The organism is Mesorhizobium sp. BH1-1-5 (assembly GCF_020165615.1).
GTDB lineage: Bacteria > Pseudomonadota > Alphaproteobacteria > Rhizobiales > Rhizobiaceae > Mesorhizobium.
In genome coordinates this window covers 12503-38137 of record NZ_JAIUIM010000044.1, presented here as the reverse complement: position 1 = coordinate 38137, position 25635 = coordinate 12503, and the positions used below count along the sequence as shown (strand labels likewise).

At 63.5% G+C, this 25635-nt stretch carries 20 protein-coding genes; 12 read left to right on the top strand and 8 right to left on the bottom strand.

Translation table 11 applies throughout. From position 1 onward, the window contains the following. Positions 1–137: 137 nt before the first annotated feature. From LB572_RS33120 to LB572_RS33090, 7 genes are all read right to left on the bottom strand, one after another. Positions 138–596 (bottom strand): hypothetical protein, encoded by a 459-nt coding sequence (locus LB572_RS33120; protein ID WP_224670745.1) that lies wholly within the window; start codon positions 594–596, stop codon positions 138–140. Positions 597–679: 83 nt separating this feature from the next. Continuing rightward, positions 680–1855, bottom strand: a complete 1176-nt coding sequence (locus tag LB572_RS33115) for an MFS transporter (RefSeq protein WP_140808676.1) — start codon at positions 1853–1855, stop codon at positions 680–682. 20 nt (positions 1856–1875) lie between these two features. Then, on the bottom strand, positions 1876–2616 hold the full coding sequence (locus tag LB572_RS33110) for an NUDIX hydrolase (RefSeq protein ID WP_224670744.1): 741 nt from the start codon (positions 2614–2616) through the stop codon (positions 1876–1878). 88 nt (positions 2617–2704) lie between these two features. Then, the gene (locus LB572_RS33105; protein WP_224670743.1) at positions 2705–3151 is read right to left on the bottom strand and encodes a DUF983 domain-containing protein; all 447 of its coding nucleotides are present in this window, start codon (positions 3149–3151) and stop codon (positions 2705–2707) included. Then, positions 3151–5460, bottom strand: coding sequence for a ribonuclease R (gene rnr, locus LB572_RS33100; RefSeq protein ID WP_224670742.1), 2310 nt, complete (start codon positions 5458–5460; stop codon positions 3151–3153). The genes LB572_RS33105 and rnr overlap by 1 nt, the downstream gene beginning before the upstream one ends. 6 nt (positions 5461–5466) lie before the next feature. After that, positions 5467–8034: a type I DNA topoisomerase gene (gene topA / locus LB572_RS33095; protein ID WP_224670741.1), complete on the bottom strand. Its 2568-nt coding sequence runs from the start codon at positions 8032–8034 to the stop codon at positions 5467–5469. Positions 8035–8284: 250 nt separating this feature from the next. After that, positions 8285–8662 (bottom strand): hypothetical protein, encoded by a 378-nt coding sequence (locus LB572_RS33090; RefSeq protein WP_224670740.1) that lies wholly within the window; start codon positions 8660–8662, stop codon positions 8285–8287. 166 nt (positions 8663–8828) lie between these two features. On the opposite strand from LB572_RS33090, the gene LB572_RS33085 reads away from it, so the two are divergent. From LB572_RS33085 to LB572_RS33055, 7 genes are all read left to right on the top strand, one after another. Continuing rightward, the gene (locus LB572_RS33085; RefSeq protein ID WP_140809261.1) at positions 8829–9575 is read left to right on the top strand and encodes a cytochrome c biogenesis CcdA family protein; all 747 of its coding nucleotides are present in this window, start codon (positions 8829–8831) and stop codon (positions 9573–9575) included. Positions 9576–9682: 107 nt separating this feature from the next. Next, a complete protein-coding gene (locus tag LB572_RS33080; RefSeq protein ID WP_224670739.1) occupies positions 9683–11335 on the top strand; it encodes a class I SAM-dependent DNA methyltransferase in 1653 nt (550 codons plus the stop codon). Continuing rightward, positions 11310–12044: a hypothetical protein gene (locus LB572_RS33075; RefSeq protein ID WP_224670738.1), complete on the top strand. Its 735-nt coding sequence runs from the start codon at positions 11310–11312 to the stop codon at positions 12042–12044. Before LB572_RS33080 ends, LB572_RS33075 begins: the two co-directional genes overlap by 26 nt. Positions 12045–12306: 262 nt before the next feature. Next, complete coding sequence (gene glmU / locus LB572_RS33070) at positions 12307–13674, top strand: bifunctional UDP-N-acetylglucosamine diphosphorylase/glucosamine-1-phosphate N-acetyltransferase GlmU (RefSeq protein ID WP_224670737.1); 1368 nt, start codon at positions 12307–12309, stop codon at positions 13672–13674. 233 nt (positions 13675–13907) lie between these two features. Next, positions 13908–15731, top strand: a complete 1824-nt coding sequence (gene glmS / locus LB572_RS33065; protein ID WP_140809256.1) for a glutamine--fructose-6-phosphate transaminase (isomerizing) — start codon at positions 13908–13910, stop codon at positions 15729–15731. A 212-nt stretch (positions 15732–15943) separates the two neighbouring features. Next, positions 15944–16243 (top strand): HigA family addiction module antitoxin, encoded by a 300-nt coding sequence (locus LB572_RS33060; protein ID WP_224670736.1) that lies wholly within the window; start codon positions 15944–15946, stop codon positions 16241–16243. An 85-nt stretch (positions 16244–16328) separates the two neighbouring features. Next, entirely contained in the window at positions 16329–17081 is a 753-nt protein-coding gene (locus tag LB572_RS33055; RefSeq protein ID WP_224670735.1) for a DUF502 domain-containing protein, read from the top strand. Here the strand turns inward: LB572_RS33055 and recG are convergent. Then, complete coding sequence (gene recG / locus LB572_RS33050; RefSeq protein WP_224670734.1) at positions 17033–19141, bottom strand: ATP-dependent DNA helicase RecG; 2109 nt, start codon at positions 19139–19141, stop codon at positions 17033–17035. The two genes, LB572_RS33055 and recG, sit on opposite strands and share 49 nt — an antisense overlap. A gap of 93 nt (positions 19142–19234) precedes the next feature. Between recG and LB572_RS33045 the strand changes: the two genes are divergently transcribed. From LB572_RS33045 to LB572_RS33025, 5 genes are all read left to right on the top strand, one after another. After that, on the top strand, positions 19235–19522 hold the full coding sequence (locus tag LB572_RS33045; RefSeq protein WP_140809248.1) for a succinate dehydrogenase assembly factor 2: 288 nt from the start codon (positions 19235–19237) through the stop codon (positions 19520–19522). Positions 19523–19535: 13 nt separating this feature from the next. Continuing rightward, positions 19536–23033 (top strand): transcription-repair coupling factor, encoded by a 3498-nt coding sequence (mfd, locus tag LB572_RS33040; protein ID WP_224670733.1) that lies wholly within the window; start codon positions 19536–19538, stop codon positions 23031–23033. A gap of 174 nt (positions 23034–23207) precedes the next feature. Next, on the top strand, positions 23208–23540 hold the full coding sequence (locus tag LB572_RS33035; RefSeq protein WP_224670732.1) for an Mpo1-like protein: 333 nt from the start codon (positions 23208–23210) through the stop codon (positions 23538–23540). Positions 23541–23542: 2 nt separating this feature from the next. Further along, complete coding sequence (locus LB572_RS33030; protein WP_224670731.1) at positions 23543–23974, top strand: DUF3995 domain-containing protein; 432 nt, start codon at positions 23543–23545, stop codon at positions 23972–23974. A 193-nt stretch (positions 23975–24167) separates the two neighbouring features. Further along, positions 24168–25541: a class II 3-deoxy-7-phosphoheptulonate synthase gene (locus LB572_RS33025; RefSeq protein WP_140809240.1), complete on the top strand. Its 1374-nt coding sequence runs from the start codon at positions 24168–24170 to the stop codon at positions 25539–25541. The last annotated feature ends 94 nt before the right edge of the window (positions 25542–25635 follow it).

The following is a 25635-nucleotide window of genomic DNA, read 5'->3' as shown; positions in this document are numbered from 1 at the left end:
TGAACCGCTTCGACGCAAAACTGAAGCGGACAAATGATGTGCTACCAAACCGGACAACTTGATTAGCTACCGACAGCCCGAGCGCCTTCCAGCCCGAGCGCCTTCCTGCCTGGTTCGCGACGGCCGATTTCACCGCTTCAAGCGTTCTCTTCGATCCGCTGCCCAGCTTTTCTCCAGTCGCCCGTGGTGTTCCACCAGCGGTTGGGATTGGCGCGATCATCAAGACCCTTGGAACGGCTGGCGAGCAGCGGTTGGATGCGGATGACGGGCTCCTGATAAGAATGGGCCTGGAATATCGCCTCGACGACACGGGCGGCGAGCGCCTGGTCGTCGGCGATCTCGAACGACACTTCGACGGTGCCGGGCCGCCGGCGCAATTCCGTCTCCGCACCAGCGGCGGCGCCTTCGAGCGGCCGGTAGCGCTCGATGCCTTGCGCCGACTGATAGGCGTTGGCGTCATATTTGCCCATGCGCAGCGGCGTGATCGTCACCACCGCCTCCATGATGCGCTCGACATCGGCGGCCGGCGCCTGGAAGGTGACGAGCAGAAGCGACTCCATCCTGAGGGATTTGGTTTCAAAGCCGCTGTCGATCATCGCAATTCTCCTACCTCGCGTTGGAGGCAGGGTATAGCAGGGGTGCTGCTGACACGGTGATGTCAGGATGCCCGGCGCTTCGCCTAGAGAATCCTGCGCACCAGCCTGACCGAGACCAGAACCATGTAGGCGGCGAAGAAAAAGGCCAGCGACCAGCCGAAGCCGGATGGGCCGAAGGCATCCATGCCGATGCCGATCGCCTGCGGGCCAAGCACCATGCCAACGCCGTAGCAAAGCACGAAGGCCGCATTGGCGGAGGCAAGCTCATGGCCGGACAGCTGGGAGCCGAGATGCGCAAGGCCGATCGTGTACATGGCGGCGACGACGCCGCCCCAGACGAACAGGAGAGCCGCCATCAGATGCCAATTCTGCGCGAAGAACGGCATGAAGACGGTGCCGATGAGGCCGACGGTGGCGCAGGCCAGAAGCAGATAGCGGCGGTCGGAAACGCGGTCGCTGATCATGCCGATCGGGATCTGCAGAAGCACATTGCCGAGCCCGATCATGGTCAGCAGCAGCGCCGCGTCGGCCTCCGAATAGCCGATGCGGCTGCCATAGATGGGGAATAGCGCGAAACCGCCGGTCTCGACGGCGCCGAAAACAAGCACGGCAAAGGTCGCCGTCGGCACCAGCCAGATGTAGCGCAGGAAGTGGCTGGTCTCGCTGTCGGCGACGATGGTCGGGCTCTCATTGCGGGCCGCCAGCACCGGGATGGCGGCAAGTGTCACCAGCGCTATCGTGACGCCGAATGGCAGGAAGCCCGTGCTGCCGAGATGGGCGAACAGCCACGGTCCGGCGGCGAAGCCGAGCGATAGCACGGTGGCATAGATGCCAAGCACAAGGCCGCGCCGGTTCGGGGGGGCAGAGGTGCTGATCCAGAATTCCGACAGGATGAACAGCACCGTCAGCGAGATATGCAGGGCGACGCGCAGCGGAAACCACATCCAGAAGTCCGGCGCGAAATGAAAGCCGACGAAGGCGAGCGCGCCGATGGCAATCATCAACAGCATGGTCCAGGCGACGCCGAGCCGCATGGCAAGCGGCGTGGCCAAAGGCGCCCCGGCAATCGAGGCGAGACCGGCGACAGCGGTGTTGAGGCCGATCATCGAAGCGGAATGGCCGCGGCTTTCCAGAATGACGCTGAGCAGCGGCATGCCGAGGCCGATGGCGATGCCGACGACGCTGATCGAGGAGATCGCCGCGATCATCGGCAGCCAATGTACGCGTTCGTCGCCCTGTTGTTGGGTATCGACCGTCATGGGATCAAAATGCTCTGCTTCTAAAGGACTTCGCGGACAAAGCGGTTGCGGACGAGCCGGAAGAACGGCACGGCGCCCCCCGGCCGCAGCAAGGGATCGTCGGCAAGCCGCTTTTCCAGTTCTTCCAGGATCATGCCGGTGATGTCGGGAATATCGGCCTTGCGGGCATCTGCGAGCGGCAGCCAGACGAGTTCCTCCAGCTCGTTGGTCGGCCCGCCGTCGGGCAATTCCACGGCGACCTCGTGGCGCCAGGCGCTGAAGAAACGCGTGTCGAAACGGCGCACGCGATTGGGCGGGGTGATGGCGCGGGCGATGAAGCGCAGCACGTCCAGCGACGGGACCACGCCATGGTCCACGAAACCCTGCCAGTCGCGCTTCGGGGTCGAGAAAGCGCCTTTGCGGCCGATCAGCAGGCCGGCTTCCTCATAGGTCTCGCGAATCGCCGACAGGGCGATTGCCCGCGCCCGCGCCGCGCTGGCGCGGCCAGGACCCGAAACCAGCTTTTTCTCTTCCTCGCCGGGCAAAGGGGCGGCGACCGGAATGCGGCTGTCCGCCGGATCGGTGCGGCCGCCGGGAAAGACGAATTTCCCGGGCATGAAGGCGTGACCGGCATGGCGCCGGCCCATCAGCACCAGAACGTCCTTGTCCCTGCGATCGAGCAGAATGAGGGTCGCGGCATCGCGCGGACGCAACGCCCAGCCGCTGCGTACGGCCAGGCCCTTATCGAGCTTGTCGACATCCGCCTTGGTCATTCGTTCCATGCGCTCGACCTAGCGGAAACTTCCCGGATGCGAAAGTGGCTTGCGCGTCGCGGCCTTTGAACCAGGGCGGACAGCGGTGCTACCTGGCTTATGAATGGCTCTCGAATTCGTCCTTCTCGTCGCCGAAGCCGTGCATATAGAGCGCCCATTGCAGGCCGATGACGGCGCCCTTGACCGGCTGCAGCAGCACGAGTGCCAGAATGATGGTCAAGGGCACCCAGATCAGCGCGTGCTGCCAGTTCGACAGCGTGACGGTGGCCTCCACGGCCATGAAGGAGCCAAGCACGATGTGCCCGACGATGACGATGACGAGATAGGCGGGCAGGTCGTCGGCGCGATGGTGATGCAGCCCCTCGCCGCAGACCTCGCACTTGTCCACGGGCTTCACGAAGGCGTGGAACAGCTTTCCCTTGCCGCAATGCGGGCAGCGGCCGAGCATGCCACGCTTCATCGCCGTCCACAGCGGACGCGCGACGCGGCCGGAATGATGCTCGCCGCCGAAAACCTGTTCTTCCACCTGGGAATTGCCTGGCATCATCTTCTCCTGCCGCGCGGTCCCGAACGCGACTGCGACGCGCGGGCGCGGCCTTTGGCCTTGTGAAACGACCGCTTCGAGCCGGGCAGGGGCTTCGGGTCGGTCAGCATCTCGAAACGCATCGCGCCGGCCATCGGCGCGACCTCGACCAGCCGGACTTCGACGCGATAGGCAAGCTGATAGCCTTTGCCGGTGCGTTCCCCGAACAGCGATCGGGCGGTTTCGTCGTAGATATAGTAGTCGCCGCCCAGAGTTGACACTGGAATAAAGCCGTCGGCGCCGTACTGCGGCAATTGGACAAAGAGTCCCGCCTTGGTGACGCCGGAGATGCGCGCGTCGAACGTATCGTTGACGCGCTCGGCGAGATAGGCGGCGACAAGCCGGTCGACCGTGTCGCGCTCGGCGGCCATGGCGCGACGCTCCGTGGCCGAGATCAGCGCGGCGACCTCTTCCAGCCGGTCAGCCTCCTGCTGCGTCAGGCCGCCGGGACCCAGACCAAGTGCTGCGATCAATCCGCGGTGCACGATCAGGTCGGCATAGCGGCGGATCGGCGAGGTGAAATGCGCATAGCGCCTGAGGTTGAGGCCGAAATGGCCGATGTTCTTCGGCGAATACTCCGCCTGGCTCTGCGAACGCAGCACCACTTCGTTGACCAGCGCTTCGTTGTCGGCGCCGCGCACCCGCTCCAGAATGCCGTTGAACTGGCTCGGCCGCATCTGCGCGCCACGCGCCAGGGAGAGGCTGAGCGTCTGCAGGAACTCGCGCAGCGATTCCTGCTTGGCGAGCGACGGGGCGTCATGGATGCGGTAGACGAGCGGTTCCTTCTTGCCCTCCAAGGTCTCGGCGGCGGCGACATTGGCCTGGATCATGAATTCTTCGATGAGCTTATGCGCATCGAGGCGCTCCGGCACGATGACGCGATCGACCGTCCCGTCTGGCTTCAGCAGGATCTTGCGCTCCGGCAGGTCGAGTTCCAGCGGCTGGCGGGCGTCGCGGCCGCGCTTCAGCACCGCATAGGCGTCCCATAGCGGTTTCAGGACGCCATAGAGGATCGGCCGTGTCTTGTCGTCGGGGACGCCGTCGATCGCGGCCTGCGCCTGCGGATAGGCGAGCTTCGCCGCCGATTTCATCATGACGCGGTGGAAGGAGTGCCTGAGCTTGCGTCCTTCCGAGGAGAAGGTCATGCGCACGGCGATGGCCGGCCGGTCCTCGCCCTCGCGCAGCGAGCAGAGGTCGTTCGAGATGCGTTCGGGCAGCATCGGCACGACGCGGTCCGGAAAATAGACCGAATTGCCGCGCTTCAAGGCTTCGCGGTCGAGCGGCGTGCCATAGCGCACATAGGTGGCGACATCGGCGATCGCCACGGTGACGATGACGCCGCCGGGATTCTTCTCGTCCGTGTCGGGCGTGGCGAAGACGGCGTCGTCATGGTCCTTCGCATCGGCCGGATCGATGGTCACCAGCGGCAGATCGCGCCAGTCCTCGCGGTGCTCAAGCGTCGCCGGCTTCACCGCTTCGGCCTCGGCGATTACGTCCGCCGGGAAGACATGGGGAATGTCGTGGGCGTGGATGGCGATCATCGAGACCGCCTTCTCGCTGCTCAGCGATCCCAGCACCGCCAGCACTTTTGCCCTGGGCAGACCATAACGGGATGCCCGCGCCGGCTCGACCTCGACGAGGTCGCCGTTCTTCGCACCGTTCTGGAATTCCTTGTCGACGATCAGTTCCGGCTGGCGCCGTTCGACGGGCTCGATGCGGAAGGTGCCGTCCTTCAGCACGCGGAAGACGCCGAGCACCGCGTCGCTGCGCTTCTCGAAGATCTTCATCACCCGTCCGGCATAGGCCGGGCCTGACGGATCGTCGGTCGGGAAGGTTTTTGCCAGCACGCGGTCGCCAATGCCGGGCACCGGGCCGCTGGCGCCGCGCGAAATGCGGATGGCGATGACGGGCGGCGAACCGGCGCCGGTGTATTCGTTCGGGTGCGCCAGAAGCATGCCGTCGTCGTCGCGGCCGAAAATGTCGAGCACGGCGACATGAGGCACGGCACCTGCTCGGGTGAGACGCTTGCGTTCCTTGTTGAGCAGACCTTCGTCCTGCAAGTCGCGCAGCATATCCTTCAGCCAGATGCGGTCGTCGCCGCGCAACGCGAAGGCCTTGGCGATCTCGCGCTTGCCGGAGCGGTCGGGATTTTCGGCGATGTAGCGCAGGATCTCGTCACGCGAGGGCCGGTAATCGTCCTTGACCACCTTGGCCCTCGTGTCGGCGTGGCGCGGATCGGCGTGGCTTCTTCCGGAGATCCTGCGCGCCACGTCCTGCTATCCCTTCTTCGCCGCTCTGCGGAAGGGCTTCTTGCCGCCTCCGCCCTTGGCTTCCTTTTCGGCGATCAAAGCGAGCGCTTCTTCCATCGTCACCGATTGCGGGTCCTTGCCCTTGGGCAGCGTCGCATTGACCTTGCCGTAATTGACATAAGGCCCGTATTTGCCGTCGCGCACGACGATCTTGCCGCCGCCGTCGGGATGGTCGCCCAGTTCCTTCAGCGCCGCGGGCGTGGCGCCGTTGCGGCCGCCTTTGCCCTTCAGCTGCTTCTCGGCAATCACCGAGACGGCGCGGTTCAAGCCGATCGAGAACACGTCCTCGATGCTTTCGAGATTGGCATAGGTGCCGTCATGCAGCACGAACGGGCCGTAGCGTCCGAGGCCGGCCGAGATCATCTTGCCGCTCTCCGGATGCTTGCCGACGTCGCGGGGCAGGGCCAGCAGCGCCAGCGCCTTCTCATGGTCGATCGATTCGGGCGTCCAGCCCTTGGGCAGGCTCGAGCGCTTGGCTTCCTTGCCTTCGCCGCGCTGGATATAGGGACCGAACCGGCCGCTCCTCAGCGTGATTTCCTCGGCGGTGTAGGGATCCTTGCCGAGCAGCTTGACGCCGTCCTCGCCATTGCCGTTCTCGCCATTGGGGTTGGCGGCGTCGCCGAGCTGGCGGGTGTAGGAGCATTCGGGATAGTTCGAGCAGCCGACGAAGGCGCCGAACTTACCGAGCTTCAGCGAGAGGTTTCCTGAACCGCATTTCGGGCAGATGCGCGGATTGGAACCGTCCTCGCGCTCCGGGAACACCAGCGGCGCGAGCTCTTCGTTGAGCGCGTCGAGCACATCGGCGACACGCAGTTCCTTGATGTCGTCGACGGCGCCGGAGAAATCCTTCCAGAAGTCGCGCAGAACGTCCTTCCAGGCGAGCTTGCCGTCGGAAATCTCGTCGAGCTTCTCTTCGAGCGAAGCGGTGAAGTCATATTCGACATAGCGCTCGAAGAAGCTTTCGAGGAAGGCAGAGAGCAGCCGGCCCTTAGCCTGCGGCACCAGCCTGCGCCGGTCGATGGTGACGTAATCGCGGTCCTCGAGCGTCTTCAGGATCGCCGTGTAGGTCGACGGCCGACCGATGCCAAGCTCCTCCAGCTTCTTGATCAGCGAGGCTTCCGAATAACGCGGCGGCGGCTCGGTGGTGTGCTGGGTGGCGTTGATCGCCTGACGGGCAAGCTGCTCGCCAGCGCGGATTTCGGGCAAGCGGCGATTTTCCTCGTCCTCCGCGTCCTCGTCCTTCTGGTCGGTATAGGCGGCGATGAAGCCGTCGAAGCGGATGACCGAGCCGATCGCGCGCAACTCGGCGGCGCGGGCTCCGTTGACCGCCTCGATCTCGACAGTGGTGCGCTCGATCTCGGCCGGCTGCATCTGGCTGGCGATGGCGCGCTTCCAGATCAGCTCGTAGAGCCGGGCCTGGTCGGCGTCGAGATATTGCCGAACGGAAGCCGGCGTGCGCTTGAAATCGGTCGGGCGGATCGCCTCGTGCGCTTCCTGGGCGTTCTTGGCCTTGGCGGTGTAGAAACGCGGCTTCTCCGGCAGGTATTTCGCGCCGAACTCGCTGACGATGGCGCTGCGGGCGGCATCGATGGCCTCCGGCGCCATCTGCACGCCGTCGGTTCGCATATAGGTGATGAGGCCGGCGGTCTCGCCGCCGACATCCATGCCTTCATAGAGTTTCTGCGCCACCTGCATGGTGCGGGTGGCCGAGAAGCCGAGCCCGGACGATGCTGCCTGCTGCAGCGTCGAGGTGGTGAAGGGCGGGCCGGGATTGCGCTTGGTGGGCTTGGCTTCGACCGACAAGGCCTTGTAGGTCGCGCCTTCCAGCATCGCCTTGATGTCGTCGGCCTGCGCCTTGTTGCCGATGTCGAGCTTCTGCAGCTTCTTGCCGGCGAAGGCGGTCAGCCGAGCTTCGAAGCTATCGTTGCGCGGCGTGTTGAGGATGGCGGCGATCTGCCAGTATTCCTCGCGGATGAAGCGCTCGATCTCGGATTCGCGGTCGCAGACGAGGCGCAGCGCCACCGACTGCACTCGGCCGGCGGAGCGGGCGCCCGGCAGCTTGCGCCACAGCACCGGCGACAACGTGAAGCCGACGAGATAGTCGAGCGCGCGGCGGGCGAGATAGGCTTCGACCAGCGGGGCGTCGATCTGGCGCGGATTGGCCATCGCTTCCAGCACCGAGGTCTTGGTGATGGCGTTGAAGACGACGCGGCTGACCGGCTTGTCCTTCAGCGCGCGCTTCTGCTTCAGGACTTCCAGCACGTGCCAGGAAATCGCCTCGCCTTCGCGATCGGGGTCGGTGGCGAGAATCAGGCCGTCGGCGTCCTTGACCGCCTTGGCGATGTCGGCGAGGCGCTTGCCCGAGGCGGTGTCGACCGACCAGGACATAGCAAAATCCTCGTCCGGGCGCACCGAACCGTCCTTGGCCGGCAGATCGCGGACATGGCCGAACGAGGCCAGGACCTTATAGTTCTTGCCGAGATATTTGTTGATTGTCTTCGCCTTGGCCGGCGATTCAACGACGACGACGTCCATGAGGTCTCTTTAATCAGTTTGTGAGGTAGCGGAATAACTCCGCGACGCACGACGAAATCCCACTCTTTTCGTCGCTCACATGGCCGCGCTTTTGCAATCGGTCAAGGGGAGGTGGGCAATTTGGGAAGCAGCCGTCGGCGATACACTCTTAGAGTGTATGGCAAAGATCACATTTTTTGGGATGGAGACGTCCGAGCGGACGACCGGCTGCCGGATCGAGGAACCCGACAGCCAAAGCACAGGCGCGGGCTCAGTCGGCCTTGACGACATGCCAGGCGCCGGCGACGCCTTCGCCGGTCATGTCGCCGGCCTTCTTGTCCTTGACGAAGGTGTAGACCGGCTTGCCGTCATAGGCCCACATCTTGGAGCCGTCGGTGCGGTCGACGACCGTCCATTCGTCATCGGCCTTGGCGCCGGCCTCAGCCTTCAGCGGCGGCCAGTTGGCGGCGCATTTGTCGTAGCAGTTGGACTTGCCCTTCTCGTCCTTGTCGAAGGTGTAGAGGGTCATGCCCTTGGTATCAGTGTAGATCTTGGTGCCGCCGACTTCGGCTTCCTTCCAGGCCTCGGCGGCATGGGACGCGGCGGTGCCGAGCAGAAGCGCGGCAAACCCGAGTGCAATCGCTTTCATGATAAATCTCCCTGAGAACAAGCGCGCGGCAATCGCGCGCTCATCCGAACAACGCATTGGCGCGGCCGTTTCTTCCTTGGCGAAGCGGCGACGTGCCACACAATGGTGATTGGCGAAGCGCCATCCGCGTCGCTATATCGTCGCCAGCAGAAGCAGGGCGGACGAAATGGCATTGGATATCGGCTATGTCAGCGCGGTCGGGGCAGGGGCGATCTCGTTCCTGTCGCCTTGCGTGCTGCCGCTGGTGCCGCCCTATCTGTGCTACATGGCCGGCGTTTCGGTCGACGATTTCCGCGGCAATCAGGGCGTGACGGCAAAGGAAGGCGCGCGCGGCGCGCTGCTCTATGCGTCCCTGGCCTTCGTGCTCGGTTTTTCAACCGTCTTCGTCGCTCTCGGCGCCGGCGCCTCGACCATCGGCCGGCTGCTGCGCGTCTGGCAGGAACCGCTGGCGATGGGGGCGGGCGTGCTGATCATCATCATGGGCCTCAACTTCCTCGGCATCCTGCGCATTCCGCTCCTGTCGCGCGAGGCGCGCTTCCAGTCGCAGGGCAAGCCCGCCGGCATGATCGCCGCCTATGTCATGGGGCTCGCCTTCGCTTTCGGCTGGACACCCTGCATCGGCCCGGTGCTGGGGCCGATCCTGACTTTGGCCGGCGGGCGCGAGACGGTGGGCGAGGGCGCGCTGCTGCTTGCCGCCTATTCGCTCGGCCTCGGCATCCCGTTCCTGATCGCGGCGCTGTTTTCCGGCGCCTTCATGCGCTTCCTCGGCAAATTCCGCGTCCATCTCGGCCGCGTCGAAAAAGCGATCGGCGCGCTGCTGGTGGTCGCCGGCGTGTTCTTCCTCACCGGCGGCGTGCAGAGCGCGTCCTACTGGCTGCTGGAGAATTTTCCGGTGCTGGGACGCTTGGGGTAGTCGACGTTTTAGTACCGAATTTTCGATGGACAGAACAAAACAAGAACTATAAGATTTGTGGATGCTTATCACAAAGTCGTGGACGACCACGGGGAAGGCGCTACGAGATGGTTGGCATGCAGGACCAAGGTCATCGAAAAGCACGTGGTGCATTCTTCACGCCTACAGCGATTTCGCGCTATCTCGCCGACTGGGCGATCCGATCCGCTACCGACACCGTGCTCGAACCTAGTTGTGGCGAAGCCAGCTTTTTGCTGGCCGCCGCACGGAGACTCGAGTCACTGCCAGACCGCCCCTTGTTCGCGTTCGACCAACTGCATGGGGTCGAGATCCACAGGGAGTCCGCCAACGCCGCGCAGGAACTACTCAAAGCGGACGGTTACTCTGCTAAGATTGAAATATCTGATTTCTTTGAGTATTCTTCGAATGAGAGGTACTCTGCGGTCGTCGGCAATCCGCCCTTTGTCAGGTATCAGAATTTCTCGGGCGTAGCGCGTACTCGCAGCCTCGAGGCGGCTTTGGCTCAAGGTGTCAGGCTTTCTGGGCTCGCAAGCTCGTGGGCGGCATTCGTGGTCAAGGCGGCTTACCACGTTGCGCTCGACGGGCGTCTAGCGCTCGTTCTACCGGCCGAATTGCTCAGTGTAGGCTATGCTGCCGAGGTTCGCCGGTTCTTGCTCTCACGCTTCTCGCGTGTCCGACTCATAATGTTCGAGGAGCGAGTGTTCCCCGAAGTGCTTGAGGAAGTCGTGCTTTTGCTCGCGGAGGGCTCGGGGGGCGCTCAGAGCTTCGAGGTCTATCAGACTAAAGACGCGCAATCGCTGCAGGCTGTTGAACTCGCGGCGTGGACGAAGCACGTTCCAGGCAAAGATGAGAAGTGGACACCCGCTCTCCTCGCTCATAGCGCATTCGCCACATATCGTGATCTTGCTACCACTTCATTCGAGGATATGAGCCTTTGGGGCGGCGCCTATCTTGGCGCGGTCACCGGAAACAATTCGTTTTTCTCACTGACCGCCGATCAGGCTAGCAAGCTTGGGCTAGCCGAGAGCGACCTTGTCCGTATCTCGCCTCCCGGCTCGCGCCACATGCGAGGGTTGGCGCTCACCGAGACAGCATGGAAGCAACTCGCCCGTGAGGGCGGACGCTGTTATCTGTTACGGCCCCAAAATGCCCCTTCCTCTGCAGCGCGTCGTTATATCAATAAGGGTGAGAAGGACGGTGTAGCGTCAGCATATAAGTGCCGTGTTCGCTCGCCATGGTGGCGGGTGCCGTTGGTCGAGATACCCGACCTCTTCCTGACCTATATGAACCACGATCGGCCAAGGCTGGTCACAAATGGCGTTCGGGCGCACATTCTCAATTCAATCTACGGAGTTCGTCTCGCCGACGTTCGCAGGAATATCGGACGCGATCTTCTTCCTGTTGCGAGTCTCAACAGTGTCACGTTGCTTGGTGCCGAGATTGTCGGCCGCGCATACGGTGGTGGACTGCTCAAAATGGAACCACGTGAGGCCGACAAACTGCCTCTTCCATCTTTCGCCAAAATCCAAGCAGTTGAAGGAGAACTGCGGAACGTGAAACCACAGCTTACGCAGGCCCTTCGCCAGGGGGACTTATCGGCAGCAGTGGAAAAGGTTGATTCAATATTGTTGGCTGATGTGCCGGAAGCTGATCTAAAGGTCCTGAGAGTCGCTCGAGAGATGTTATTCGAACGTAGAAGGGCAAGGGGCAAGAGTGGCGAGAGTAGACGATCTCCTTGAAGCCGCATTGAAAGGAATAGGCGATAAGCCTTCTGACACTGCAGCAGCGGATATTAAGAAAAGGTACAGCGAAATGGTGTCGGCCGCGGCTGCGGTCGCTATCGCGGATGAGCTGCGATACCGCGGGCTGAAGGAGGCTCGTCCAGCTCCGCCAGGTGTCCTTGACACTTCGGGCGCAGAGCGCCGTATGAGTGGCGGTATCGGTGCGAAGAAGGTGGACGTGACATGGGCTACTGAAGAGAGTGGTTTGCTTCTTGGCATTTCGATAAAGTCGATTAACTTCCGGGACAAGCGCAGTAAGAACTTCCAAAAGAATCTAACCAATCGCCGTGGTGACATGCTCTTCGAAGCGGTGACACTCCATCGGCGGTTTCCTTACGCTGTTCTTGGCGGCTTCTTTTTCCTGGACGCCGGTGCGGAGACCGACTCAACAGGTAAGCGCAGGTCGACATTCATCAACACCCATGCACGATTAGGTCTGTTTACAGGGCGCAATGATCCGGGCGGCCGCGATGAGCAGTATGAACATCTCTACGTCCTGTTGCTGGATGCGTCAGCTAGTCATGCGAAATACCGAATGTACTGCGTAGGTGATTGCGACAATGAGGTGACCGTGGAGAGCGCGCTGGAAGACCTGCTCAAGGCCACTGCCGTTCGAAACCCTGACTTCTACGAATACTACAATGGCATTCTTAGGTCTGCTTCCTAGTTGTTAACTTCATAACCTACTCGCTTAGAGGTGGTCCGAAGCGGCACAACGACTCCGTCGGATCCTAGGTACCTATCTGGATTTGGTTGCGAAAGGTATCGGAAGCTCGGACTGCGGAGCTCGCTGATTAAGAGTCAGTCGCTCTGCCGTCTCATTAAGAGTCAGGCGCGCAATCGTCTCACCGGAATTTAACCGCATTGGTGCAGCATCACGCCGCTGCTAGCATGCATCGGTTCAAACGCTTTCATACGGTTGCCACTCCATGAGCCAGAGATCCTGCCTGTCCGTCATCCTCGCCGCCGGCGAGGGCACGCGCATGAAAAGCGCCATGCCGAAGGTGCTGCACGCCATCGCCGGCCTGCCGATGGTGGCTCATGTGGTCAAAGCCGCCGAGTCGGCGGGCGCGACATGCGTGGCGCTCGTGATCGGCCACGGTGCTGAGGAGATGCGCAAGGCAGCGCAGAAATTCGCGCCAAAGGCGGAAATTTTCGTGCAGGAGAAGCGGCTCGGCACCGCGCATGCCGTGCTTGCCGCTCGCAAAGCGATATCAAAGGGTTACGACGATATTCTCGTCATGTTTGGCGACACGCCTTTGATCGACGCGCAAGCGTTGGCCGCCGCGCGGCAGAAGCTGGCGGAGGGTGCCGCGGTCGCCGTCATCGGCTTTCGCCCGCCAAGCCCGACCGGTTACGGCCGGTTGATCGAGAAAGGTGGCCAGCTTGTCGCCATCCGCGAGGAAAAGGACTGCTCCGAGGCGGAGAAGGCAATCGGCTTCTGCAATGCCGGAATGATGGCAGTGGCCGGCAAGCATGCGCTGGAACTGCTCGATCAGGTCGGCAACAAGAACGCCAAGGGCGAGTTCTATCTGACCGACATCGTCGAGATCGCCGGCGCGAAAGGGCTCAAGGTCGTGGCCACCGAAGCGAGTTTCGAGAGCGCGCTCGGCATCAACAACCGGGCCGAGCTCGCCGAGGCGGAATCGATCTGGCAGGCGCGCCGGCGGCGCGAGGCGATGCTGTCCGGCGTGACGCTGATCGCGCCCGAGACCGTCTATTTCTCGCACGACACCGAGATCGGCGCCGACACGATCGTCGAGCCGAATGTCTGGTTCGGGCCGGGCGTCAAAATCGCGTCAGGCGCCAAAATCCACGCCTTCAGCCATGTCGAGGGCGCGACGATCGCCTCGAACTGCGATGTCGGGCCGTTCGCGCGGCTGCGGCCGGGCGCCGATCTGAGAGAGAAGGCCAAGGTCGGCAATTTCTGCGAGGTCAAGCAGGCGACGATCGAGGAAGGCGCCAAGGTCAACCACCTCACCTATATCGGCGACGCGCGCGTCGGCGCCGGGGCCAATATCGGCGCCGGCACCATCACCTGCAATTATGACGGCTACTCGAAGTTCTTCACCGATATCGGCGAAGGCGCCTTTGTCGGCTCGAATTCCTCGCTGGTGGCGCCGGTCGCGATCGGCAAGGGTGGATACATCGCTTCGGGCAGCGTGATCACCGAAAGCGTGCCGGATGACGCGCTGGCCTTCGGGCGCGCCCGCCAGAAGACCATCCCCGGCAAGGGCAAGGAGTTGCGCGAGCGCTTTGCCTCGGCTGCCGCGGCGAAGAAGAAAGCCGCGGAATGACCTTCAGCGCTTCCTTGCGGAGGCAGTTGCAGCTCGATCAGATATGAACGAGTGGAAACCAGGGCCCTGAAAACGCGAGCGGTTCAGGTAACCGGATTGCAAGCGCAGTCTGGCATTGTGCATGGGCAAAGAACTGTTCCGCTGACACGGAACGAAACGCAAAGTGACTTTCGCGGCAGGCCGGCAATCCTTAGATAACGCCGGGTTTTCCGCTGGGAATCGAGGGTTGTCGCATGTGCGGTATCGTTGGAATCGTCGGCCGAAGCCAAGTCGCGCCGCTCATCGTCGATGCGCTGAAGCGGCTTGAATATCGCGGCTACGATTCGGCTGGCGTCGCCACCATCGAGAAGGGCGAGCTCGGTCGCCGCCGCGCCGAAGGCAAGCTCATCAACCTCGAACGCCGGCTGAAGGACGAGCCGCTCGACGGCACGATCGGCATCGGCCACACACGTTGGGCAACGCATGGCGTGCCCAACGAGACCAACGCGCATCCGCATTTTTCCAACGGCGTCGCCCTCGTCCACAACGGCATCATCGAGAATTTCGCCGAACTGCGCGACGAGCTCACCCGCGACGGCTACTCTTTCGCCTCGCAGACCGACACCGAGGTCGTCGCGCATCTGGTGGCGCGCGAGCTCACCAAAGGGCTGAAGCCGGTGGAAGCCGCGCATGCGGCGCTGAAGCGGCTTTCGGGCGCTTTCGCCTTGGCCATCATGTTCAAGGGCGACGAGGATCTGATCGTCGGCGCCCGCAACGGTCCGCCTCTGGCCGTCGGCCATGGCGAGGGCGAGATGTTTTTGGGCTCCGACGCGATCGCGCTGGCGCCCTTCACCAACTCCATCACCTATCTCGAGGACGGCGACTGGGCTGTCGTGCGCCGCAACAGCGTCGCGATCTACGACATCGACGGCAACAAGGTCGACCGCAAGCGCCAGCAGTCGCTGTCGACCAGCTTCATGGTCGACAAGGGCAACCGCCGGCATTTCATGGAAAAGGAAATCCACGAGCAGCCGGAGGTGATCTCGCACACGCTGGCGCATTACGTGGATTTCGTCTCGGGCGTGTCGAAACCGCTCGACCTGCCGTTCGACTTCGCCAGGATCGGCCGGCTGGCGCTGTCGGCCTGTGGCACCGCCTATCTCGCCGGGCTGATCTCGAAATACTGGTTCGAGCGCTATGCGCGGCTTCCCGTCGACATCGATGTCGCCTCCGAGTTCCGCTATCGCGAGATGCCGCTGTCGGCCAACGACGCGGCCTTCTTCATCTCGCAGTCGGGCGAGACGGCCGACACGCTGGCCTCGCTGCGCTATTGCCGCCAGGCCGGCATGAAGATCGGTGCCGTGGTCAACGTGCGCGAATCGACCATGGCCCGCGAATCCGACGTCGTGCTGCCGACATTGGCTGGACCCGAGATCGGCGTCGCTTCGACCAAGGCTTTCACCTGCCAGCTTTCGGTGCTGGCCGCGCTTGCCGTCCGCGCGGGCGTCGCGCGTGGCACCATCTCGCGCGACGAGGAAAAGCAGCTGGTGCGCGAGCTTTCCGAAGCGCCGCGCTTCGCCACCCAGGTGCTGAAGCTGGACGAGCAGATCGAACGCATCTCGCGCGAGCTGTCGCGCTACAAGGACGTGCTCTATCTCGGCCGCGACACGAACTTCCCGCTGGCCATGGAAGGCGCGCTGAAGCTCAAGGAGATTTCCTACATCCACGCCGAGGGCTATGCGGCCGGCGAGCTGAAGCACGGGCCGATCGCGCTGATCGACGAGAACATGCCGGTGATCGTGATCGCGCCGCATGATCGCATCTTCGAAAAGACCGTCTCGAACATGCAGGAAGTGGCGGCGCGCGGCGGCAAGATCATCCTGATCACCGACAAAAAGGGCGCCGCCCATGCCGGCATCAAGACGATGGAAACCATCATCCTGCCCGAGGTGCCGGAGATCATCTCGCCGATCATCTACGCGTTGCCGATCCAGATGCTGGCCTATTTCACGGCGGTGTTCATGGGCACGGACGTCGACCAGCCGCGCAATCTCGCGAAATCGGTGACGGTGGAATAGCGCCACTCTTTCGTCATCCACGGGCGGAGCAGGAGCGAAGCTCCTGCGGAGACCCGAGGATGACGAAGGGAGGGATGTTTCGGCTAATCCCGAACGGAAGAAGCTTCCGTCTGGAACGCGAAGAGCCGCGATCTTGCAGTTCGCTTTGTATCATAACATGATACATTTCGTGGGAGAGGGCACTTGCCCTAACCCTTTGAGGATACTGAGCTATGCTCAAGTTCGCACGCCCGATCCACCCCGGAGAATTCTTGCGCGAAGAGTATCTTGTGCCGCTCGGCATGAGTGCCGGCGTGCTTGCGAAGAAGCTCAATCTTCCGCGCACCCGGATCGAGCGCATCGTCAAGGAAGAGGTTGGCCTTACTCCGGATACGGCGCTTCGCCACGCCAGGTTCTTCAACACCACGCCCGGGTTCTGGATGAACTTCCAGAAGGCCTTCGAGTTGGAGACCGAAGCGCGCAAAATAGCGTCGGAACTCGAGAAGATCGTGCCGCTGGATACAGCGGCATGACGATCGCTCTTTAAAAACTTCGCAGTTCCAAACCGGCTCGCGGTTCACTAATCTCGGCGCTGCAACCCTGCGCCGCGGTGAACCCATGTCCGACGCCCTGAAGACCTCTGGCATGACCCGGCTGAGGAACTATTTCCTGACCGGCTTCATCGTCTGCGCGCCGCTGGCGATCACGGCCTATATCGCCTGGTCACTCATCGGCTGGGTCGATTCCTGGGTGAAGCCCTACATCCCGGTCCGCTACAACCCCGATACCTATCTGCCGTTTCCTGTGCCCGGCTTCGGGCTGATCGTGGCGCTGATAATGATCACGGTGATCGGCTTCCTGACGGCCAACATCGTCGGCCGCGCCATCGTCAATTTCGGCGAGCGGCTGCTTGGCCGCATGCCGCTGGTGCGCGGCATCTATGGCTCGCTGAAGCAGATTTTCGAGACCGTGCTGTCGAACAAGGGCGATATGTTCCGCCAGGTCGGGCTGGTCGAATATCCGCGCAAGGGCGTCTGGTCGCTGGTCTTCGTCGCCAGCGAGAAGGAAACCGAGATCAACCAGAAGCTCGATCAGGAAGGCGATCCGCTGATTGCGGTCTTCATGCCCTGCACGCCCAATCCGACCACCGGCTTCCTGATGTATGTCCGTAAATCCGAGATCGTGCTGCTCGACATGTCGATCGAGGACGGCGCCAAGCTGATCGTATCGGCCGGCATGGTGGCGCCGGAGGTCAAGGCCAAGCTGGTGACGCTGAACGGCGAACCGATCGAAGGGGCTTTGGCCAACCCGGCGCTTGGCGCTCAACCGGCGCGCAGCAGCCGTACCGCCTCGTCGCGGCCGAACAGGTAGAGCAACAGCCGCAGCGCTTCGCCGCGTTCGGACTGCAGTTCCGGGTCGCGCGACAGGATCAGCCGCGCATCGTCGCGCGCAGCTTCCAGCAGGTCGGCATGGAACTCGAGGCGCGCCACCTGGAAGCCGGGCGTGCCGGATTGGCGGGTGCCCAGCAATTCGCCTTCGCCGCGGAGCTTGAGATCCTCCTCGGCGATCTTGAAGCCGTCCTCGGTCTCGCGCATCACCGACAGCCGGCGTTTCGCCGTCTCGCCGAGCGGCTCCTTGTAGAGCAGCACGCAGGATGAGGGTTTGTCGCCGCGCCCGACACGGCCGCGCAACTGGTGCAACTGCGCAAGGCCGAAGCGTTCGGCATGCTCGATGACCATGATCGTGGCATCCGGCACGTCGACACCGACTTCGATGACAGTGGTGGCGATCAGGATGCGCGTCTCGCCCTGCTTGAAGGCGCGCATCGCCTCGTCTTTCTCCGCACCTTTCATGCGGCCGTGCACCAGGCCAATCCGGTCGCCGAACAGCGGCTTCAGCGAAGCAAAGCGATCCTCCGCCGACATCAGCTTGATTTCCTCGGATTCCTCGACCAGCGGGCAGATCCAATAGATTTTTTGGCCATCGGCGACGGCATCAAGCATGCGGCCCACCAGTTCGTCCAGCCGCTCCATCGGCAAGGTCACGGTGCGGATCGGCTGCCGGCCGGCCGGCTTCTCCGTGAGTTTCGAGACATCCATGTCGCCGAAGGCGGTCAGCACCAGCGTGCGCGGGATGGGCGTGGCCGTCATAACCAACATGTCGGGTGCGTCGCCCTTGGCGGTGATGGCGAGCCGCTGGTGGACGCCGAAGCGATGCTGCTCGTCGACGACGGCAAGCACCAGGTCGTGGAACGTCACGCTTTCCTGGAACAGCGCATGCGTGCCGACGACGATGTCGATTTCGCCGTTGGCAAGGCCTTCGAGCGTCTCCGTACGCTCGCGGCCTTTTTCACGGCCGGTCAGGATGGCAAGGCGCAGGCCGACCTTTTCCGCCAGCGGCGCGATGGTCGCCAGATGCTGGCGCGCCAGGATTTCGGTCGGCGCCATCAGCGCCGCCTGGCCGCCGGCCTCGACCGCACGCGCCATGGCAAGCAGCGCCACCACCGTCTTGCCGGAACCGACATCGCCCTGCAGCAGGCGCAGCATGCGTTCGGGATCGGCGAGATCGGCGTTGATCTCGCCGAGCGCGAATTCCTGGCTGTGCGTCAGCTTGTAGGGCAGGGCAGCGCGCAGTTTCTCGACGATGCTGCCGTCGCCGGTGAGCGGTCGGCCCGACAGGCGGCGGATTCTTGCCCGCACCAGCCCCAGCGACACCTGGCCGGCCAGCAACTCGTCATAGGCAAGGCGCCGCCATGCGGGGCCTTCGACAGCGACGTCGATCGGGTCCGCCGGATGATGGACACGGGCAAGCGCGTCGCCGAAGGGCGCGAACGTGTGGCGCCGCATGAAGGCGTCGTCCTGCCACTCCGGCAGTTTCGGCAGACGGCCGAGCGCCTGGCCGATGGCACGGCTCAACACCTTGGCCGAGAGGCCGGCGGTGAGCGGATAGACGGGCTCGACCAATGGCAGGCCGTCGGCTTCGCTCGCCAGCACGATATGATCGGGATGGACCATGCTCGGGCGGCCGTTGAACCACTCCATGCGGCCGGAAATCACCACGCGCCCGCCTTCCGGCAACTGTTTCTGAAGATAGGCTGCATGAGCGTGGAAGAAGGTCAGCGCGACCTCGCCGGTGTCGTCATGGGCATAGACCCGGTACGGGACCGACCTGTTGCCGCGCGGCGGCGGTTGATGGCGGTCGACCCGCACTTCGAGCGTGACGATCTGGCCCTCGGCCGACAGCGCGATGCCGGGCCGGTTGCGGCGGTCGATCACCGTGTTGGGCAGCACGAACAAAAGGTCGGCGGCGCGCGCGGCGCGATCGCCGAGATCGGCCGGCACGACGCGCTCGATCAGCAAGCCGACCTTCGGGCCGACGCCGGCAAGCGAGGTGATCGGAACGAACAGCGGATCGAGGATGGTGGGACGCATCCTGTCAGCTTATGTCGCGACGGCGGCAGCGCAAAGGCTGACACCGCTCTCTATCCACGCTATATGCGCCGCTTTGGACAGGGATGCGGCGACATGACCGGAACACAGCGATCAAGCGAGGGGCTGGACGCGCGCCGCCGCAAGCTTCTGTTCCGCTCCTGGCATCGCGGCATGCGTGAGATGGACCTGATCCTCGGTTCCTTCGCCGACGCCGAGATCGACGCCTTGACCGGCGAGGAAATCGACCAATATGAGAGGCTTCTCGAAATTCCCGACACTGAATTCCTGCCGATGGTCACCGGTGAACGCCCGGTTCCGCCCGATATCGACTGCGCGGTCCTGCGGAAGATTCTGGCGTCGCGCCGGACCATGACATTTTGAAAAACGCATATTCATGAGCCTCATTCCTTCCATCGGCCTACCCAAAGGCCGCGCCGGCCAGTTCATCGTCGACGGCGTCGCCGACGGCTACGAAGCCTTCGCCCTGGTGCAGACGGCGCAGGAGATCGCACCCGACAAGCCGGTGCTGTTCGTCGCGCGCGACGGCCAGCGGCTGCCGACCATCATCGAGGCGCTCGCCTTTGCCGCGCCCGGCCTGCCGGTGCGGGAACTGCCGGCATGGGACTGCCTGCCTTACGATCGCGTTTCGCCAGGCGCAGACGCCGCGGCGCGGCGGCTCGACGCGCTTTCGGCCATGATCGCGCTGGCCAGGAAACCGCACCGCGCCGTGATCCTCACCACCGCCAATGCGCTGTTGCAGCGCATCCCGCCGGCCGAACTGATCGAGGCGCAGACTTTCCACGCTAGGCCCGGCAACCAGATCGACATGAACGCGCTGATCGCGCGGCTGGAGATCTCCGGCTTCGAGCGCGTGCCGACGGTGCGCGGGCTCGGCGAGTTCGCGGTGCGCGGCGGTATCCTCGATCTTTTCGCGCCGGGCTGGAGCGAGGCGCTTCGGCTCGACTTCTTCGGCGACACGCTGGAATCGATCCGCGTCTTCGACGTCGCGACCCAGCGCACCACCGGGCAGCGCAAATCGATGTCGCTGCAGGCGATGAGCGAAGTGGCGCTGACGCAGGAGACGATCAGCCGCTTCCGCCGCTCCTATATCGAGGCTTTCGGCGCGCCCTCGCGCGACGACGCGCTCTATGCCGCTGTCAGCGAAGGCCGGCGCTTCGCCGGTATGGAGCACTGGCTGCCGTTCTTCTACGAGCGGCTGGAGACGGTGTTCGACTATCTGCCCGATGCACCCGTTGTCTTCGATCATCTGGCGCATGAGGCGCTGGCCGAGCGCCACACGCTGATCGTCGATCACTACGAAGCGCGGCGAAAGCAGGCCGACAGCGCGCTCAAGGATGCCGTGCCCTACAAGCCGGTGGCGCCGGACCTGCTCTATCTCTCGCCCGATAACCTGAAGGCCTCGCTCGGACCGCGCGAGGACATCGACTTCACCGTCTTCGACGCGCCCGATGTCGGCGGCAAGAAGGTCTTCCATGGCGGCTCGCGGCACGGCCGCAGCTTCGCCGAAGAGCGCGCCGACCCCAACATCAACGTCTTCGACGTCGTCGTGAAGCACATTGCCGACGAGCGCGCCGCGCGCCGTCGCGTGATCGTCGCCGGCTGGACGGAAGGCTCGCTCGATCGCCTCGGCCAGATTCTCGTCGAACATCATCTTGGCAATCTGAAGCCGGTCGCGACGCTTGCCGAGGTTGAAAAGCTCGAGCCGGGGCAGGCGGGTCTCGCCGTGCTGCCGCTCGAATCCGGTTTCGAGACCGACGACATGGTGGTCGTCGCCGAGCAGGACATCCTCGGCGACAGGCTGATCCGGCGTTCGAAACGCAAGAAGAAGGCTTCCGATTTTATCGCCGAAGCCTCGTCGCTGTCTTCCGGCGACATCGTCGTCCACGCCGACCACGGCATTGGCCGTTTCATCGGCCTGCGCACCATCGAGGCGGTCGGCTCGCCGCATGATTGTCTCGAAATCCACTATGCCGGTGACGACCGGCTGTTCCTGCCGGTCGAAAACATCGAGCTGCTTTCACGATACGGCTCGGATTCGGCCGAAGCACCGCTCGACAAGCTCGGCGGCGGCGCCTGGCAGGCGCGCAAGGCGCGGCTCAAGCGGCGCCTGCTCGACATGGCCGGACAATTGATCCGCATTGCCGCCGAGCGGCAGATGCGTTCCGCGCCGACCATGATTCCGGCTGAAGGCCTGTACGGCGAGTTCGCGGCGCGGTTCCCTTACGAGGAAACCGACGACCAGCAGACGGCAATCGATTCCGTCATGGACGATCTCGGCGCCGGCAAGCCGATGGACCGGCTGGTGTGCGGCGACGTCGGTTTCGGCAAGACGGAAGTGGCGCTGCGCGCCGCCTTCATCGCGGCGATGGAAGGTTTCCAGGTGGCGGTGGTGGTGCCGACGACCTTGCTGTCGCGCCAGCATTTCAAGACTTTCTCGCAGCGCTTTTCCGGCCTGCCGATCCGCATCGCGCAGGCGTCACGCCTGGTCGGTTCCAAGGAATTGGCCGAGACCAAGAAGGGGATCGCAGAGGGCACGGTCGATATCGTCGTCGGCACGCATGCGCTGCTCGGCAGCTCTATCTCGTTCAAGAATCTCGGGCTGCTGATCATTGACGAGGAGCAGCATTTCGGCGTCAAGCACAAGGAGCGGCTGAAGGATCTCAAGTCCGACGTGCACGTGCTGACGCTGTCGGCGACGCCGATCCCGCGCACGCTGCAACTGGCGCTGACCGGCGTGCGCGAGCTGTCGCTGATCGCTACGCCGCCGGTCGACCGCATGGCGGTGCGCACCTTCATCTCACCCTTCGATCCGCTGGTCATCCGCGAGACGCTGCTGCGCGAGCGCTATCGCGGCGGCCAATCCTTCTATGTCGTGCCGCGCATCAGTGACCTGGCTGAAATCCATGATTTCCTTCGGGAATCCGTGCCGGAGCTGAAGGTGGCGGTGGCGCATGGCCAGATGCCGCCGGGCGAGCTCGACGACATCATGAACGCCTTCTACGACGGCCAGTACGATGTGCTCCTGTCGACGACCATCGTCGAATCCGGCCTCGACATCCCGACCGCAAACACGCTGATCATCCATCGCGCCGACATGTTCGGCTTGGCGCAGCTCTATCAGCTGCGCGGCCGCGTCGGCCGTTCCAAGGTGCGCGCCTATGCGCTGTTCACGCTGCCGGCCAACCGCAAGCTCACCGATACGGCCGAGCGCCGGCTGAAGGTGCTGCAGTCGCTCGACACGCTCGGCGCCGGCTTCCAGCTCGCCAGCCACGACCTCGACATCCGCGGCGCCGGCAATCTTCTGGGCGAAGAGCAGTCCGGCCATATCAAGGAGGTCGGCTTCGAGCTCTACCAGCAGATGCTGGAAGAGGCGGTGGCCGAGGTGAAGGACACGGGCGAAGCGCAGGACGGCGGCTGGTCGCCGCAGATCGCGGTCGGCACGGCGGTGATGATCCCGGAAAGCTATGTGCCGGACCTGCAGCTCAGGATGGCGCTCTATCGCCGGCTTGGCGATCTCGAAACCACCGAGGAGATAGACGGCTTCGGCGCCGAGCTGATCGACCGCTTCGGGCCGCTGCCCGAGGAAGTGACGCATCTGCTGAAGATCGTCTTCATCAAGGCGCTCTGCCGCAAGGCCAATGTCGAGAAGCTCGACGCCGGTCCCAAGGGCATCGTCATTCATTTCCGCAAGCGCGAGTTCCCCAATCCGGTCGGGCTGGTCAAGTTCATCGGCGAGCAGGGCTCGCTGGCCAAGATCAGGGCCGACCACAGCGTCGTCTTCATGCGCGATTGGCCGAACGCCGAGAAGCGCCTGGCGGGCTCGGCGGTGGTGATGACGCAACTGGCCCGGCTCGTCGACAAGGCCGCGTAGGCACTTGAACGGGCCTGCGGGCCTGTTGCGGCGGCCGGTGCGCCTTGCAACGAAATAGTAACCCACCTGCAAAGGTCGTGCGCACTTTCGGGACGTGCGACGATTAGGACCATTGCAGTATTTGTACCCGGGCGTTTCAATCGGCGGCGCTAATCATCGCAGTAGGGGCTGCTCATGAACCCGCAAACCTTCGATGAATACTGGCTCGGCTACCTCGCCGGCCATTCAAAACCTTCAACCCGCTTTATTCATTACCTCGGCCTTTTCTTCGCGCCGATCGCCGGCGTCGCGGCCTCCTTCTTCGTGGTCTGGTGGGCCTTTCTGGTCATCATCCCATTCTTCTATCTTGCAGCTCTGTTCACCCACCCTTTGCTTGAGCACAACAGCAACAAGCCTTTCGCGGAACGGCCCTTGTGGAGTGCCATTGCGCTGCTTCGCATGCTGGCGCTCGATTTTACGGGCGGTCTTGGCGGCCAGCTGAAGCGCCTGAACGCGGCTGGCAGATAGGCATGGAAGCGGCGGTCGTCGGTGCCTGTTCGGCCGTGCTTTTGCTTGGGGCCGGATTTCACGTCTATTGGGGTTTGGGCGGCCGCACCGGCGCCAGCGTTTCACTGCCTCAACGCGAGGACGGCAGCCCGGCGGTGAAGGAGACGGCCGTCGGCGCCCTGGCTGTGGGCCTGGTTCTGGCGCTGGTCTTTCTGCTCGTTCTTGGATTCGCGGGCCTGATCCAACTGCCGGTGCCGCACTGGCTGCTGAAGACAGCAATTATCCTGTGGGCGGCGATATTCACGCTTCGGGCATTGAGCTGGTCGAGATATTTCGGGCTGTTCAAGCGGGTCAGGAACACGCGTTTCGCCAGATATGACAGCCTGCTCTATAGCCCATCATGTCTTTTGCTCGGGCTGGGCTTGTTCCTGCTCGCGCTGGCGGACACGGCATAGCGAGGCGGCGGAAGCATTCGCCACCACTGAAAAACCCGGCTAGAATAGGTAATCGGCTTCGTGTAAGGAGCCGCGACCTCGTATTGAGGCGGGAATGGCGGGCAAGCGCGCTCGCCGGTTTGTTTTGACGCAATTCCGACGGAAATTTCATATTTTTCCCGGAGTTGCTCCTAAAGGGCGTTTGGGTGCAGCGATGACGAAATGGTCGCCGAATTCATGGAGGGCAAAGCCGATCAAGCAGGTCCCGGCCTATCCGGATCCTGCCGCGCTCAAGGCCACGGAAGCCCAGCTTGCCACTTTCCCGCCGCTGGTTTTTGCCGGTGAGGCGCGCAAGCTGAAGAAGCAGCTGGCGGCGGTCGCGGCCGGCGAAGCGTTCCTGCTCCAGGGTGGTGATTGCGCGGAGAGCTTCGCGGAGCATGGCGCCGACAACATCCGCGACTTCTTCCGCGTTTTCCTGCAGATGTCGGTGGTGCTCACCTTCGCCGGCGCGCAGCCGGTGGTGAAGGTCGGCCGCGTCGCCGGCCAGTTCGCCAAGCCGCGTTCGTCCGACAACGAGACCAAGGCCGGCGTGACGCTGCCGAGCTATCGCGGCGATATCATCAACGGCATCGAGTTCGACGCCAAGTCGCGCATCCCGGATCCGGCGCGCCAGGAGATGGCCTACCGCCAGTCGGCCGCGACGCTCAACCTTCTGCGCGCTTTCGCGCAAGGCGGCTATGCGAGCCTGGAGAACGTGCATCGCTGGATGCTGGGCTTCGTCGCCGACAGCCCGCAAGGCGAGAAGTACGGCGCGCTCGCCAACCGCATCACCGAGACGATGGAATTCATGCGCGCGGTGGGCATCACCTCGGAAACCAACTTCGCGCTACGCGAGACCGATTTCTACACCAGCCACGAGGCGTTGTTGCTCGGCTACGAGGAGGCGCTGACGCGCGTCGATTCGACCTCCGGCGACTGGTACGCGACCTCGGGCCACATGATCTGGATCGGCGACCGCACCCGCCAGCCGGATCACGCGCATATCGAATATTGCCGCGGCATCAAGAATCCGCTCGGCCTGAAATGCGGGCCGTCGCTGACGCCGGACGGCCTCCTGGAACTGATCGACCTGCTCAATCCCGAGAACGAGCCGGGCCGCCTGACGCTGATCGCCCGCTTCGGTTCCGACAAGGTCGCCGAACATCTTCCGAAGCTGGTGCGTGCGGTGAAGAAGGAAGGCCGCAACGTCGTGTGGTCGTCCGACCCGATGCATGGCAACACGATCGAAGCGGCGGGCTACAAGACGCGGCCGTTCGACCGCATCCTCAAGGAGGTGCAGACCTTCTTCGAGGTGCACCGTGCCGAAGGCACGCATCCGGGGGGCATCCATGTGGAGATGACCGGCAAGAACGTCACCGAATGCACGGGCGGCGCCCGCGCCATCACGGCGGAAGAGCTGCAGGACCGCTATCACACCCATTGCGATCCGCGCCTCAACGCCGATCAGGCGATCGAGCTCGCCTTCCTCGTCTCGGACCTGCTCAAGAAGAGCCACCCGGTGCAGCACAAGCAGGCCGCCAGCGCCTGAACAGGGCTTGCAGGCCGGATCATCGAAGGCGCTGGCGCGAAGCCGGCGCCTTTTCAATTTGGCAATTGGTCAGCTCGATTCGATCTGAAATCAT

Excerpts from the sequence above, each read along its gene's own strand:
- LB572_RS33090 (WP_224670740.1), bottom strand. The coding sequence starts at position 8,662 with ATGAAAGCGATTGCACTCGGGTTTGCCGCGCTTCTGCTCGGCACCGCC.
- glmU (WP_224670737.1), top strand. The coding sequence starts at position 12,307 with ATGAGCCAGAGATCCTGCCTGTCCGTCATCCTCGCCGCCGGCGAGGGC.
- LB572_RS33115 (WP_140808676.1), bottom strand. The coding sequence starts at position 1,855 with ATGACGGTCGATACCCAACAACAGGGCGACGAACGCGTACATTGGCTG.
- LB572_RS33085 (WP_140809261.1), top strand. The coding sequence starts at position 8,829 with ATGGCATTGGATATCGGCTATGTCAGCGCGGTCGGGGCAGGGGCGATC.
- LB572_RS33025 (WP_140809240.1), top strand. The coding sequence starts at position 24,168 with ATGACGAAATGGTCGCCGAATTCATGGAGGGCAAAGCCGATCAAGCAG.
- LB572_RS33110 (WP_224670744.1), bottom strand. The coding sequence starts at position 2,616 with ATGGAACGAATGACCAAGGCGGATGTCGACAAGCTCGATAAGGGCCTG.
- glmS (WP_140809256.1), top strand. The coding sequence starts at position 13,908 with ATGTGCGGTATCGTTGGAATCGTCGGCCGAAGCCAAGTCGCGCCGCTC.
- LB572_RS33055 (WP_224670735.1), top strand. The coding sequence starts at position 16,329 with ATGTCCGACGCCCTGAAGACCTCTGGCATGACCCGGCTGAGGAACTAT.
- LB572_RS33045 (WP_140809248.1), top strand. The coding sequence starts at position 19,235 with ATGACCGGAACACAGCGATCAAGCGAGGGGCTGGACGCGCGCCGCCGC.
- LB572_RS33120 (WP_224670745.1), bottom strand. The coding sequence starts at position 596 with ATGATCGACAGCGGCTTTGAAACCAAATCCCTCAGGATGGAGTCGCTT.
- recG (WP_224670734.1), bottom strand. The coding sequence starts at position 19,141 with ATGCGTCCCACCATCCTCGATCCGCTGTTCGTTCCGATCACCTCGCTT.
- LB572_RS33030 (WP_224670731.1), top strand. The coding sequence starts at position 23,543 with ATGGAAGCGGCGGTCGTCGGTGCCTGTTCGGCCGTGCTTTTGCTTGGG.
- LB572_RS33080 (WP_224670739.1), top strand. The coding sequence starts at position 9,683 with ATGGTTGGCATGCAGGACCAAGGTCATCGAAAAGCACGTGGTGCATTC.
- LB572_RS33105 (WP_224670743.1), bottom strand. The coding sequence starts at position 3,151 with ATGCCAGGCAATTCCCAGGTGGAAGAACAGGTTTTCGGCGGCGAGCAT.
- LB572_RS33035 (WP_224670732.1), top strand. The coding sequence starts at position 23,208 with ATGAACCCGCAAACCTTCGATGAATACTGGCTCGGCTACCTCGCCGGC.
- LB572_RS33060 (WP_224670736.1), top strand. The coding sequence starts at position 15,944 with ATGCTCAAGTTCGCACGCCCGATCCACCCCGGAGAATTCTTGCGCGAA.
- mfd (WP_224670733.1), top strand. The coding sequence starts at position 19,536 with ATGAGCCTCATTCCTTCCATCGGCCTACCCAAAGGCCGCGCCGGCCAG.
- topA (WP_224670741.1), bottom strand. The coding sequence starts at position 8,034 with ATGGACGTCGTCGTCGTTGAATCGCCGGCCAAGGCGAAGACAATCAAC.